Origin of the sequence: Streptomyces sp. NBC_01288, from assembly GCF_035982055.1 — a bacterium.
Lineage (GTDB): Bacteria > Actinomycetota > Actinomycetes > Streptomycetales > Streptomycetaceae > Streptomyces.
In genome coordinates this window covers 8,962,076-8,974,272 of record NZ_CP108427.1, presented here as the reverse complement: position 1 = coordinate 8,974,272, position 12,197 = coordinate 8,962,076, and the positions used below count along the sequence as shown (strand labels likewise).

The window sequence follows — 12,197 nt, the reverse complement described above, 5'->3', positions numbered from 1 at the left end:
ACAGAGCGTTCGTGATCACGCAACACCCTTCCTTCACAGTGGGTGCATGAGTCGAGACATGTTTGACGTGACGCGCGCGAAGCACGGGCGTCCGGTGCACCACTGGCGGCGGGACCTGGTGGAGCTGGCCGCGCTGTTCACGGCGGTCGCGGTGGCGGACGTCGTGGCGGATCTGGTGGGGCACGGGCCCGACGGTCCGGTGCTGCTGGCGATCTCCGCGCTGGCCCTGATCGCCACGGCGGGGTTCCACACGTGGTGGTCACGCCGCCACGGTCATGCGCCGCCGACGGGCGATACCGGCGCCCGGCCGACCGCGGAACCGCGGCAGGCCGGGCCTACCGAGGGCACCGGGGCAGCGTCCCCGTCCGAGCCCGCACAGTCGTCCGCGACGGCCGACCCCGTCGTCGAGACGGCCGCGCTGTGGCGGATGCGGACGACGGTGCAGGACGCGCCGGGGTCGCTGGCGGTGTTGTGCACGGCGCTGGCCGGTCAGCGGGTCGACATCCTGAGCCTGCAGACGCATCCGCTGGCCGAGGGCACGGTGGACGAGTTCCTGCTGCGGGCACCGGCCGAGGTCGCGGCGTCCGAGATCACCCGGGCGGTGGCGTCGGCCGGCGGTTCGGGCACCTGGATCGAGCGGGCCGACGCCCACGACCTGGTGGACGCGCCGACCCGCGTCCTGGGCCTGGCCACGCGCACGGCCCTGGACGCGGCGGAACTGCCGCTGGCGCTACGGCAGTTGCTGGGCCGGTGCACCATCCGTTCGCTGCCCGCCAACGTTGTCGCCGGCAAGGGGCGCGAGCCGGAATCGGTGCCGGTGGAGGGGGCGTTGGAGGACACGGTCATGCGACTGCGGGCGCCGGAAGGCGGAGTGATCACAGTGGAGCGGGCGTATCTGCCGTTCACGCCCACCGAGTTCGCCCGGGCGCGGGCGCTGGTCGAGCTGGACGCCCGACTCGGTCCGCGCATCCCGCGCAGCCAGGACGTGCTGACGCTGCCCGAGGGCAACGCGATCACCGTGCGGCGCGCGGACACCGGCGATCTGGACGCGGCGCGGGAGATGCACGAGCGGTGCTCGGCGCGGACGCTCGGCATGCGGTACCACGGGCCGGTCGGTGACGCCGACCGGTATCTCAACCACCTGCTCTCTCCGCGCTTCGGACGGACGCTCGCGGTACAGACGGCGTCGGGGCGGATCGTCGGGCTCGGGCATCTGTTGTGGGACGGGGACGAGACGGAGGTCGCGCTGCTGGTCGAGGACGACTGGCAACGGCGGGGTATCGGGAGTGAGTTGTTGGGGCGGCTGGTGGGGATGGCTGTCGAGGCGGGGTGCGAGAGCGTGTACGCGGTGACGCAGGCGTCCAACACGGGGATGGTTGCGGCGATGCGGGGGCTTGAGCTGCCGCTCGACTATCAGATCGAGGAGGGGACGCTGGTCGTCACTGCTCGGCTGAGTACGCCCCTGGGTGCCGTGGAAATCACGGAGTTCGGGAAGGCTGAAGCGCCGTAGGGGTTGCGGTTCGGCCTGCCGCTGCGGATTCGTCGTGGCTGGTCGCGCAGTTCCCCGCGCCCCTGGATGGCGCTAGCGCGCCGTCCAGGTCCGCCCAGAGGTCATCCACATCCTCCAGCCCCACCGACAGCCTCAGCAAGCCGTCGCTCACGCCCGACCCCTTCCTGTCCTCCTCTCCCACCGCGCGGTGGGAGAGGGAGGCCGGGATCTGGATGAGGGTGTCGACGCTGCCGAGGCTGACGGCGGGGGTGATGAGGCGGACGGCGGCGGTGACCTCGTGGGGGTCGCCGTGGACCTCGAAGGCGATCATCGCGCCGCCGATGCGCGGGTAATGGACGCGGGCGACGCGTGGGTCGGCGGTGAGGCGGCGGGCCAGTTCGGCGGCGTTGGCGGACGCCGCCCGCACCCGTACGGGCAGGGTCGACAGGCCGCGCAGCAGGAGATAGCCGGCCAGCGGGTGCAGTACGCCGCCGGTCGCGAAGCGGATCCGGCGCAGCGTCCCTGCGAACTCCTCGTCGCAGGCCACCACGCCCGCCATCACGTCGCCGTGCCCGCCGAGGTACTTGGTCGCGCTGTGCAGGACGATGCGCGCGCCGTGTTCGGCGGGGCGTTGCAGGACCGGGGTGGCGAAGGTGTTGTCCACGAGGAGCGGGACCGAGCCGCAGGACTGGGCTACGGCGCTGAGGTCGAGTTCGACCAGGGTCGGGTTGGCCGGGGACTCCACGATGACCACACCGGTGTCGGAGCGCAGCGCGTCGGCGATCCCGTCCGGGTCGGTCCAGGTGACCTCGGAGCCGAGCAGCCCGGCGGTGAGCAGGTGATCGCTGCTGCCGTAGAGGGGTCGTACCGCCACCACATGCCGCAGCCCCGCCGCGGCCCGCGCCAGCAGAACCGCGGTCAGGGCCGCCATGCCGCTGGCGAACGCCACCGCGCTCTCGGTGCCTTCGAGGCGGGCGAGGGCTGTCTCGAAGCGGGCGACGGTCGGGTTGCCGACACGGCCGTAGACGGGCGGGCCGTCCGGTTCGGCGCCCGTGGCGGCGAAGGCGTCGACGCGGGCGGCCTCGCCACGGCTGTCGTACGACGGGTAGGTGGTCGAGAGGTCGATCGGCGGGGCGTGCAGGCCCTGCCGGGCGAGGTCGTCGCGGCCGGCGTGCACGGCTTCGGTGGCCAGGGCTCGGGGGGCCGGGGAGGGGTGCGGGCTGTTTGTGTCCATGGAGGTAAGGGTGAACATCGGACGGGATGGGTAGCCAAAAGTCCGTGCTACGTTCGATGAATGGCCGAATCTGTCGTACTCGATCCGGTGGATCTCCATCTGCTGCGGTTGCTGCAGAACGACGCCCGGGCGACGTATCGCGAGCTCGCGGCGCAGGTGGGGGTCGCGCCGTCGACGTGTCTGGACCGGGTGGCGCGGTTGCGCCGGGCCGGGGTGATCCTCGGGCATCAACTGCGGCTCGATCCGGCCAAGTTGGGGCGCGGGCTGGAGGCGTTGCTGTCGGTGCAGGTACGGCCGCATCGGCGGGAGCTGGTGGGGCCGTTCGTGGAGCGGATCCGGGCGTTGCCGGAGTCGCGGACCGTGTTCCATCTGACCGGTCCCGACGACTATGTCGTCCATGTGGCCGTGGCGGACATGGCTGACCTGCAACGGCTGGTTCTGGACGAGTTCACGTCACAGCGCGAGGTGGCGCGGGTGGAGACCCGGTTGATCTTCCAGCAGTGGGACTGCGGGCCTTTGCTGCCGCTTGCCACGCCCACAGCTGAATCGGGGTGACGGTTCCGAGTTCCGCGTATGAGGATGGTCCTCATGTCGCAGACCAACACTCCGCTGCCCCGGCAGGTCGCCGACGCCTACGTCGACGACCTCATCGCCCTCGACCCGGTCACCGGTACGTATCTCGGCGTGAAGGAGAGTTCGAGCCGCCTGCCCGATCTTTCCCCCGCAGGTCAGGAACGACTCGCGGAGCTTCGGCGGGCGACCCTCGCGAAGCTCGACGAGGCAGAGCGCCGGCCCGGCGCGGACAGTGACAGCGAGCGCCGTTGCGCGCGCCTGCTGCGCGAGCGGCTCAGCGCCGAACTCGCCGTGCACGAGGCCGAGGAGAGCCTGCGCGCTGTCGGCAACATGGCCACGCCCGCGCACTCGGTGCGCGAGGTGTTCACGGTGACGCCGACCGAGACCGACGAGGACTGGGCGGCGATCGCCGAGCGCCTGCGCGCGGTGCCCACCGCGCTGGCCGGCTACCGCGAGTCCCTCCAACTGGGCCTGGACCGCAAGCTGTTCGCCGGTCCGCGCCCGACCGACACCTTCGTCGGCCAGCTCACCGAGTGGTCGGACACGGACGGCCAGGGGCGCGGCTGGTTCGAGGACTTCGCCTCGGCGGGCCCCGACTCCCTGCGCGCCGAGCTGGACGAGGCCGCGCGTGCGGCGACCGCGGCCCTGGTGGAGCTGCGGAACTGGATGCGCGACGTGTACGCGCCGGCCGTCGAAGGTGCGCCGAACACGGTGGGCCGGGAACGGTACGCGCGGTGGTCGCGCTACTTCAACGGTACGGACCTCGATCTCGACGAGGCGTACGCGTACGGCTGGTCCGAGTACCACCGCCTGCTCGCCGAGATGAAGCGGGAGGCCGAGAAGATCCTGCCCGGCGCCGAGACGCCGTGGGTGGCTCTCGGGCACCTCGACGAGCACGGCCGGCACATCGACGGCGTCGACGAGGTGCGCGTCTGGCTCCAGGGCCTGATGGACAAGGCGATCGAGGAACTGGACGGCACGCACTTCGAACTCGCCGAGCGGGTACGGAAGGTGGAGTCCTGCATCGCGCCTCCGGGCAGCGCGGCGGCGCCGTACTACACGCCGCCGTCGGAGGACTTCTCGCGTCCGGGCCAGACCTGGTTGCCGACGATGGGCCAGACCCGCTTCCCGGTCTACGACCTCGTCTCGACCTGGTACCACGAGGGCGTCCCCGGTCATCACCTCCAGCTCGCGCAGTGGGCGCACGTCGCCGGGAACCTCTCCCGCTACCAGGCCACCATCGGCGGGGTCAGCGCCAACGCCGAGGGCTGGGCGCTGTACGCGGAGCGGCTGATGGACGAGCTGGGCTTCCTGGAGGACGCGGAGCAGCGGCTCGGCTACCTCGACGCGCAGATGATGCGGGCCACCCGGGTCATCGTCGACATCGGCATGCACCTGGAGATGGAGATTCCTGCGGACTCGCCGTTCCACCCCGGTGAGCGGTGGACGCCGGAGCTGGCCCAGGAGTTCTTCGGCGCGCACAGCAGCCGCCCGGCGGACTTCGTGGAGAGCGAACTGACCCGCTACCTCACGATCCCGGGCCAGGCCATCGGCTACAAACTCGGCGAGCGGGCCTGGCTGTTGGGCCGCGAGAACGCCCGCCGGCGCCACGGCGACACCTTCGACCTGAAGGCCTGGCACATGGCCGCGCTGTCCCAGGGTTCGCTGGGCCTGGACGACCTGGTGGACGAGCTGTCCCAGCTCTGACGCGGGGTGCGGGGACGCACGGCGTAACATATCGGCGGCCGGGTCCGGGAGTTCGGGACCCGGCCGCCGTGTGCGTCTGACGCCGTGGGCTGAACTCCCGTTCGCCGACCGGCAGTTCCGGCGCCCGACCGCCGTCCGAGAGCGTCGCCGAAGCTGAAATCCCCTCAGCCGTGTGTCAGTTGGGTACGGGCTCACACCGTCCGTGTCTAATGCCGACCGCTGGAGTCCCTTCAGCCAACCCACCGGTTCAGGGATGCGATCGCCGTCCCTATCCGACGCGGGGGGGGGCGAAGTCCCCTCGGCAGCGCGCCAGTTCGGGACGGGATCACACCATCCGCGCCTGACACCGGGCACCGGCATCCCCTCAGCCAACCACCGATTCAGGGATGCGATCGCCGCGCCTATCCGACGCCGGGGTCGAAGTCCCCTCGGCAGCGCGCCGGTTCGGGACGGGATCACACCATCCGTGCCTGACACCGGGCGCCCGCATCCCCTCAGCCAACCGCCGGTTCCGGGACACGATCGGCCTCCGCATCCGACGCCAGAGCCGAAGTCCCCTCAGCCGCCCGCCAGTCCGGAACGAGGTCGCACCCTCCGTGCCTTACGTGCCGAGCACTGGCATCCCTTCAGCCGCCCGCAAGTTTCAAGACACTGTCGCCGCCCACCTCCGACGTCGGGCACCGAAATCCCTTCAGGCACCCGCCAGTTCGGGCCCCGGCCGCCCTCCGCATCCAACACCGGCACCGAACCCCCGCCCCCACCCGTCAGCCGGACAACCGCCGCAGCTGAACCAGCCCCAGCCACGTCTCCGGACCCGGCCGCGCCTGCCCCGCGCGGACGGCATAACGCCCCGGCTCCAGGTCGACCTTCAGATGTTCCGTGCCCTCCGACTCCCGCCCCGGCCAAGCCGAGTCGAACAGGACGACAGGGCCAGGTACGTCCCACTGCACCTCGTTCTCCCAGGTCGCGTCGGCGAGCGCGGCGGGGATGACGGACAGGACCTCGTCCTCGGAGTTCGCGGCGCACCAGCGTACGAACGTGCCGTGTTCCGGGAGGAAGGAGGTCGACGCGGGGTCGTCCCCGAGGACCAGCGCCGCGCTGTCCCCTACCGGCAGCAGGCCCGCGTATCCGTCGACCTCGCAGGCCCGGTCGTAGTCCGAGGCCAGTTCGTCGCCGTCGGCTCCCGTCCAGAACGGCAACACCGTCGTCGGCACCGCTATGAGCGGTCCGCCGCCCGACTCCACCCACTGCACCGCCGTTCCCGGCTCCGCGTATCGCGCCATGGGCAGAACCTACACGCACAGCGATCCCACATGTTGAGGGTTCAAGAGACCCGCGTGTTGACAATCGGGCACACGAACTCGCCCTACGGGGCGCCGAGTTGAAGAAACACCGGCCAGGAATCAGCAGCCGCAGTCACCCGCCCCCACCGGTGCCGTCAACGAATCGACCGCACCCCTTTCACTCCCCTCCCACGTCTCGAACTCGAAGCCCTCACGCACCCAGTACTCGAACCCGCCGAGCATCTCCTTGACCTGGTACCCGAGTTCGGCGAGCGCGAGGGCGGCCCGGGTGGCGCCGTTGCAGCCCGGGCCCCAGCAATACGTCACGACCGGCACGGACTTGTCGAGGAGACCCTCGGCCTGCTCCGGGATGAGCGTCGTGGGGAGGTGGACCGCTCCGGGGACGTGGCCCTGGTCCCACGACTCGGCGGAGCGTGAGTCGACGACGACGAATCCGGGGAAAGCGGGGAGACCGGGATCGCCGTCGGCCGCGAGTGCGGCAGCCACGTCGGAGACGTCGGCGTGGAAGGCGAGGCTCGCGCGGAAGTGGGCGGCCGCGGCCGAAGGTGCGGCGGGGGAGACCCGCAGAACGGGGTTGACGGCGGTGGTGCTGCTCATGATCCGGCCTTTCACCGAGGTGCCTCCATGTCTCAACGTCTCTGCGTCTCAACGTCGCTACATCTCTACGTCGAGAAATCTACGGTCGCCGATCAGCCCGCTGAAGGGACGATCCCCGCCGTACCCCTTGATCGGCCAGGGATTCCCCTGCTATTTCTCGGGTATGACCGCGCAATCCACTTACACCCTCGACGCCACCGACTGGCGCATCCTCGACGTCCTCCAGCGGGAGGGCCGGGCCAGTTTCGCCGAGCTGGCCCGGGCCGTCTCCATGTCCGCGAGCGCGGTGACCGAGCGGGTGCGGCGGCTGGAGGAGGCGGGGGTGATCCAGGGATACGCGGCGGTCGTGGACCCCGAGCGGCTGGGCCTGCCGATCCTGGCGTTCGTACGGCTGCGCTATCCGAACGGCAACTACAAGCCCTTCCACGACCTGGTCGCGGTGACGCCGGAGATCCTGGAGGCGCATCACATCACGGGCGACGACTGCTTCATGATCAAGGTCGCGGCCCGTTCCATGCGCCACCTGGAGGAGGTGTCGGGGAAGATCGGCGCCCTGGGCTCGGTCACCACCAGCGTCGTCTACTCCTCACCGCTCCCCCGCCGACCCCTGGGCCACTGATCCCGCCAACCTCGACGACGTCACTGCCCCCGCTGCCGTACGGCCGACCCGTCCCGCCCCTTCACGACCTCCAGCTGCGCGTGGATCCGCCGCCGCAGATCGGCGACATGGCTGACGATGCCGACGCTGCGGTCCCGCTCGCGCAGGGAGTCGAGGACGTCGAGAACCTCGTCGAGGGTCTGCTCGTCGAGGCTGCCGAAACCCTCGTCGATGAAGAGGGTGTCGAGCCGGACCCCGCCGGCCTCGTCGGTGACCACGTCCGCGAGCCCGAGCGCGAGGGCGAGCGACGCGAAGAACGTCTCGCCGCCGGACAGCGTCGCCGTGTCCCGCTCCCGCCCGGTCCACGCGTCGACGACATGCAACCCGAGTCCGCTACGGCCGCGCCCGGCCCGGTCGTCCGAGTGGACGAGCGTGTAACGCCCGGACGACATGCGCTGCAACCGTACGGTCGCCGCCGCGGCCACCTGTTCCAGGCGGGCGGCGAGGACGTACGACTCCAGGCGCATCCGGCGTTCGTTGTCGGCCGAGGTGCCCGCGGTGAGGGCGGCGAGGCGGGCCACCCGGTCGTACTCCTCGCGCAGCGGGGCGAGTTGGCGTGCCCCGGCGGCCGATCGGGCGGAGAGCCGGTCGAGTTCGGCGCAGCGCCGGGCCGCCGCGTCGCGCGCGGAGGCCGCGGCACGGGTTCGCCGGTCGGCCGCGGTCGCGGTGCGCTCCGCCGCGTCGAGGTCGGCGGGCGTCTGCTGTGCGGCCGCCGCCGTGTCGGCCTCCGCCAGGACGGCCCGTACGGCGGCCTCCTCCGACTGCCAGGCGTCCAGGCGCCGTTGGAGTTCCCGGTGGGCGGTGTCGTCGAGGAGGGCGTCCCCGGCTGCCTGCGGGGTGTCGAACCCGGCGCGGAAGGCGGCGTCGGCGAGCCGGGCGTCGGCGTCCTTGAGGCGCTGCGCGGTGTCCTCGGCGGCACGGACGGCGTCGGCCGCGTCGGTGAGCAGCGCGGCCTGCCGCTCCAGTTGGGCGGCACGGGCGGCCACGCTGTCGGCAGCGCCCCGCGACTGTGCCAACTCCCCTTCCAGGGAGGCACGTTCACGGTCCAGGGTGTCACGGAGAGTCGTACGGGAGGCGGCCCGGACCGCGGCCTGCTGCTGGATCACGGTCCGTCGCTCGTGCTCCTGCTCGGCCCGGCGCAGCTCCTCGGTCGCGGGGTGCAGCCAGGAGGCGTCCCGGCGCGCCTGCGCGTAGAGCCGCTCCAACTCCGCAACCTCGTCGGCGAGTTGATCGGTCGGCGCGTCACCGGCCTCTGCGGTGGCGGCGGCGAGGGCTTCCCGTACGACGCCCAGGCGGCGCTCGGCCTCGGTGCGCTGTTCCTCGGCGCGCTGGTGGGCGGTGAGGGCCTGTTCCTCCGCCGCGCGGTCGACGTGTCCGGCGGATTTGCGGGCGGGGGCGGGGTGTTCGGTGGCTCCGCAGACGGCACAGGGTGCGCCGTCGGTGAGGTGGGCGGCGAGTTCGGCGGCGATGCCGTTGAGGCGCTGTTCCTTGAGGTCGAGCCAGTGGGCGCGGGCCTCGACGGCGCGTTCGGCGGAGCCGAGCACCTGCCGCTTGGCGTCCTCGGTGTCCCCGGCGAACTGGTCCCGCTGCCGGGCCGCCCCGAGCCGCCGCTCGGCGGGCTCGCGCCGGACGCCGAGTTGTTCGGCCCGGGTGGTGGCCTCCTGGGCCGACTCGATCCGCGTCTGAAGTCCCGCGCGGGTGGCGTCCCACTCGGCGAGCCAGGCCTCGGCCTCCTGCCGTACGTCCTCGTCGGCGCGCTCCTGGCGGTCCAACTCGGCGCGTTCCACGCCGAGTTCGGTGAGCCGTTGCTCGGCGCGGCGGGCCGATTCCAGTCCGCCCAGTTCCTCTGCGGCCCGGCGTGCGGCGGCGGCGAGCCCGGCCGCGCCGGCGCCCGCGAAGGTGTCCGGCAGCAGGTCACGTGCGCGTGTCTCGGCCCGGGCGGCGTCCCGGTGCTCGGTGTCGGCGGCCTCGCGCAGCTCCAGCGCGGGCGCCACCGCCTCCGCCTTCCGGGCCCGCTCCATCCGCGCCTGCGCCTGCCGATAGCCGTCGGCCCGCTCCTCCATGAGCGTGGCCCGCTCCCGTGCCTGCGTGAACCGCTGTTGCAGGCGGGCCAGTTCACGGACCTCGGCCAGTTCACGATCGGCGGCGGCCTGCGCGGACTCGGCGGCAGCCAACCCGCCCTGCGCGACGGTCAGTTGCTCGCGTGCGGTGCTGCGGGCGACAGCCGCCGCACCCAACACCGCGTCGGCGAGGCCGGGTTCGCCCGGGGGGAGGTCCGGCAGCTCCATGGCGTCACCGGCGGCCTGCTGCATGCGGTGCGCGTCGGCGAGCAACTGGGCGTCGCCCTCACGGACTTGGGCCTCGGTGGCCCGGCGCCGCTCGGCGAGCCGCTTCTCGACCTCGGCGAAACGATGGGTGTCGAAGAGCCGGCCGAGCAGCTTGCCGCGCGCCTCGGCGTCGGACCGCAGGAAACGCGCGAACTCGCCCTGGGGCAGCAGCACGACCTGGCAGAACTGTTCCCGGCTCATGCCCAGCAGCTGGGTGATCTCCTCGCCGATCTCCTGGTGCGAGCGGCTGAGGTCCTTCCAGGCGCCGGCCGCCGCGTCGTACTCGCGCAGCCAGCTCTGCGCCTTGTCCAGCGTGCTGCCGGTGCCGCGCTTCTTGGGACGAGCCCAGGGCGGCTGCCGGGTCAGCTCCAACCGCCGCCCGGCGACGGTCAGTTCGAGTCGCACCTCGGTACGCGTGCCGACCGCGGCGTGGTCGCTGCGCAGGGTGAGCCCCTGACCGGACTGGCGGACGCCGGGCACCGAGCCGTAGAGCGCATAGCACACGGCGTCGAGGACGGAGGTCTTGCCGGCGCCGGTCGGCCCGTGGAGCAGAAACAGTCCGGCGGAGGACAGCTCGTCGAAGTCGACGGTCTGCGAACCGCCGAAGGGCCCGAAGGCGGTGATGTCGAGCCGATGCAGCCTCATCGGGCGCCCCCTGTTCCCGCGTGCCGAGCGCTCACGGCGCCACCTCCCGTACGACCGAGTCCGCGCGCACCGCGTCGAACGCCTCCTGGAGAACGGTCTGTTCGTGCTCGTCGGGACCGGCGCCGCGTACGTGGGCCACGAAGTCGTCGGCGATCTCACGGTCGTTGCGCCCCGCGAGGCGCCGGGCGTACGACACGTCGGGGTCGTCGGGGCCCCGCTCGGGGTCGAAGACGAGGCTGAGCGTGTATGGGAAGCGCTCGGTGAGCCGGGCCATGGGGTCGTCCGGGCGCACCGCGTCGGTGAGCGTCGCCTCGACCCACGCCTCCTCGTGCCGGGTGAGGTCGGGGTGGTGGAGGAGGTCCTCCAACGCGCCCCGGATCCGGGCCAGTTCGCGCGGTACCGGGCAGTCGAGCCGCTCGGCGGTGACGGTACCGTCGGCGTCCAGGTCGACGAGCCACATGCTCTTGCGGTGGTCGGCCTCGGAGAAGGAGTACGGCAGCGGGGAGCCCGAGTACCGCACGCGTCCGGTGATCGTCTGGGAGCCGTGCAGATGCCCGAGTGCCGCGTAGTCGACGCCGTCGAAGACACCGGCCGGTACGGCGGCGACTCCGCCGACGGTGATGTCCCGTTCGCTGTCGCTGACCTCGCCGCCGGTGACGAAGGCGTGCGCGAGGACCACGGAACGGGTGCCGGGCGGCCGGCCCGCGAGGTCGGCGCGGACGCGGTCCATGGCGGCGGCGAGCACTGCCTCGTGCCCGGCCTTCTCGACCCCGAACTCGGCCTTCACCAGGGCGGGTTCGAGGTACGGCAGCCCGTAGAAGGCCACGTCGCCGAACGCGTCCGGGATCACCACGGGCGTTCCGCAGGCCGACGGCTCGGTGCGCAGGTAGATGCCGGCGCGGTCGATCAGGCCGGCGCCGACGCCGAGACGGCGGGCGGAGTCATGGTTCCCGGAGATCATCACCGTGGGCACGCCCAGGTCGGCGAGCCGGTGCAGGGTGTTGTCGAACAGCTCGACCGCGGCCAGCGGCGGCACCGCCCGGTCGTACACATCCCCCGACACGAGCACCGCGTCCACATCGCGCTCGCGCACGGTGGTGACGAGGTGACTCACGAAGTCGGCCTGGGCCCCGAGCATGTTCACGCGGTGGAACGCCCGGCCCAGGTGCCAGTCGGAAGTGTGCAGCAGTCTCATCGGTCCACCACGCTAGCGCCTGCCGGCCCCTGAACCACCATTGACCTCGGAGTTCCCACGCATTCGGGACCTTATGGCAGGAAATATGCCCCATACGCGGATCAGTGACCGCCGTCACGGCGCTGAAGGCCGAAGTCGAATCCGACCGTTCCCGGGTCCAGTGTCGTGGCCCCGCCGTCCACCGTGAGGAGCGCACCGTTGACGAAGGACGCGGCCGGTGAGAGCAGCCAGGTGATCGCCTCCGCGACCTCGACGGGATCACCCGGGGCGTGCCGCGGGGATCAGCCGGGTCGCCTCGCGCCGCGAGTCTCCAGGAGGTACGGGAGGGCGGCGCGCTGGAGGTCTCCTCCGCGACGCTGTGCGGCGACTCGGGGCGGCGCCTTCACCGGTGACGATGACGACCCGTTCGTCGGCCATGACTTTCGGTCCTCCTCGTCTGCTGGGAGAGCGATGTCACGTGGCTGAGCA

The 12,197-nt window shown here is 72.0% G+C and carries 9 protein-coding genes and 1 pseudogene; 4 read left to right on the top strand and 6 right to left on the bottom strand.

Annotation, left to right across the window (positions count from 1 at the left end; genetic code table 11):
* Positions 1-46: 46 nt before the first annotated feature.
* Complete coding sequence (locus OG194_RS40305) at positions 47-1,510, top strand: GNAT family N-acetyltransferase (protein WP_327405660.1); 1,464 nt, start codon at positions 47-49, stop codon at positions 1,508-1,510.
* Here the strand turns inward: OG194_RS40305 and OG194_RS40300 are convergent.
* On the bottom strand, positions 1,479-2,741 hold the full coding sequence (locus OG194_RS40300) for a trans-sulfuration enzyme family protein (RefSeq protein WP_442811700.1): 1,263 nt from the start codon (positions 2,739-2,741) through the stop codon (positions 1,479-1,481). The two genes, OG194_RS40305 and OG194_RS40300, sit on opposite strands and share 32 nt — an antisense overlap.
* 42 nt (positions 2,742-2,783) lie before the next feature.
* Between OG194_RS40300 and OG194_RS40295 the strand changes: the two genes are divergently transcribed.
* Positions 2,784-3,278, top strand: a complete 495-nt coding sequence (locus OG194_RS40295) for an Lrp/AsnC family transcriptional regulator (RefSeq protein ID WP_327405658.1) — start codon at positions 2,784-2,786, stop codon at positions 3,276-3,278.
* 33 nt (positions 3,279-3,311) lie between these two features.
* A complete protein-coding gene (locus OG194_RS40290) occupies positions 3,312-5,003 on the top strand; it encodes a DUF885 domain-containing protein (RefSeq protein WP_327405657.1) in 1,692 nt (563 codons plus the stop codon).
* Between the two features lie 764 nt (positions 5,004-5,767).
* Here the strand turns inward: OG194_RS40290 and OG194_RS40285 are convergent.
* Positions 5,768-6,286 carry an immunity 21 family protein gene (locus tag OG194_RS40285; RefSeq protein ID WP_327405656.1) on the bottom strand — a complete coding sequence of 173 codons (519 nt, stop codon included), beginning with the start codon at positions 6,284-6,286 and terminating at the stop codon, positions 5,768-5,770.
* A 120-nt stretch (positions 6,287-6,406) separates the two neighbouring features.
* Positions 6,407-6,904 carry a rhodanese-like domain-containing protein gene (locus OG194_RS40280; protein WP_327405655.1) on the bottom strand — a complete coding sequence of 166 codons (498 nt, stop codon included), beginning with the start codon at positions 6,902-6,904 and terminating at the stop codon, positions 6,407-6,409.
* A gap of 163 nt (positions 6,905-7,067) precedes the next feature.
* On the opposite strand from OG194_RS40280, the gene OG194_RS40275 reads away from it, so the two are divergent.
* Positions 7,068-7,523 (top strand): Lrp/AsnC family transcriptional regulator, encoded by a 456-nt coding sequence (locus OG194_RS40275; RefSeq protein WP_327405654.1) that lies wholly within the window; start codon positions 7,068-7,070, stop codon positions 7,521-7,523.
* Positions 7,524-7,543: 20 nt separating this feature from the next.
* On the opposite strand, the gene OG194_RS40270 is transcribed toward OG194_RS40275, so the two are convergent.
* The 3 genes and pseudogenes from OG194_RS40270 to OG194_RS40260 form a co-directional block, all read right to left on the bottom strand.
* The gene (locus tag OG194_RS40270; RefSeq protein ID WP_327405653.1) at positions 7,544-10,534 is read right to left on the bottom strand and encodes an SMC family ATPase; all 2,991 of its coding nucleotides are present in this window, start codon (positions 10,532-10,534) and stop codon (positions 7,544-7,546) included.
* A gap of 31 nt (positions 10,535-10,565) precedes the next feature.
* The gene (locus OG194_RS40265) at positions 10,566-11,729 is read right to left on the bottom strand and encodes an exonuclease SbcCD subunit D (protein ID WP_327405652.1); all 1,164 of its coding nucleotides are present in this window, start codon (positions 11,727-11,729) and stop codon (positions 10,566-10,568) included.
* A gap of 101 nt (positions 11,730-11,830) precedes the next feature.
* Positions 11,831-12,026 (bottom strand): annotated as a pseudogene (locus OG194_RS40260) (SDR family oxidoreductase); the annotation flags it as partial.
* Positions 12,027-12,197 lie beyond the last annotated feature (171 nt).

Excerpts from the sequence above, each read along its gene's own strand:
- OG194_RS40275 (WP_327405654.1), top strand. The coding sequence starts at position 7,068 with ATGACCGCGCAATCCACTTACACCCTCGACGCCACCGACTGGCGCATC.
- OG194_RS40290 (WP_327405657.1), top strand. The coding sequence starts at position 3,312 with ATGTCGCAGACCAACACTCCGCTGCCCCGGCAGGTCGCCGACGCCTAC.
- OG194_RS40285 (WP_327405656.1), bottom strand. The coding sequence starts at position 6,286 with ATGGCGCGATACGCGGAGCCGGGAACGGCGGTGCAGTGGGTGGAGTCG.
- OG194_RS40305 (WP_327405660.1), top strand. The coding sequence starts at position 47 with ATGAGTCGAGACATGTTTGACGTGACGCGCGCGAAGCACGGGCGTCCG.
- OG194_RS40270 (WP_327405653.1), bottom strand. The coding sequence starts at position 10,534 with ATGAGGCTGCATCGGCTCGACATCACCGCCTTCGGGCCCTTCGGCGGT.
- OG194_RS40280 (WP_327405655.1), bottom strand. The coding sequence starts at position 6,904 with ATGAGCAGCACCACCGCCGTCAACCCCGTTCTGCGGGTCTCCCCCGCC.
- OG194_RS40300 (WP_442811700.1), bottom strand. The coding sequence starts at position 2,741 with ATGTTCACCCTTACCTCCATGGACACAAACAGCCCGCACCCCTCCCCG.
- OG194_RS40265 (WP_327405652.1), bottom strand. The coding sequence starts at position 11,729 with ATGAGACTGCTGCACACTTCCGACTGGCACCTGGGCCGGGCGTTCCAC.
- OG194_RS40295 (WP_327405658.1), top strand. The coding sequence starts at position 2,784 with ATGGCCGAATCTGTCGTACTCGATCCGGTGGATCTCCATCTGCTGCGG.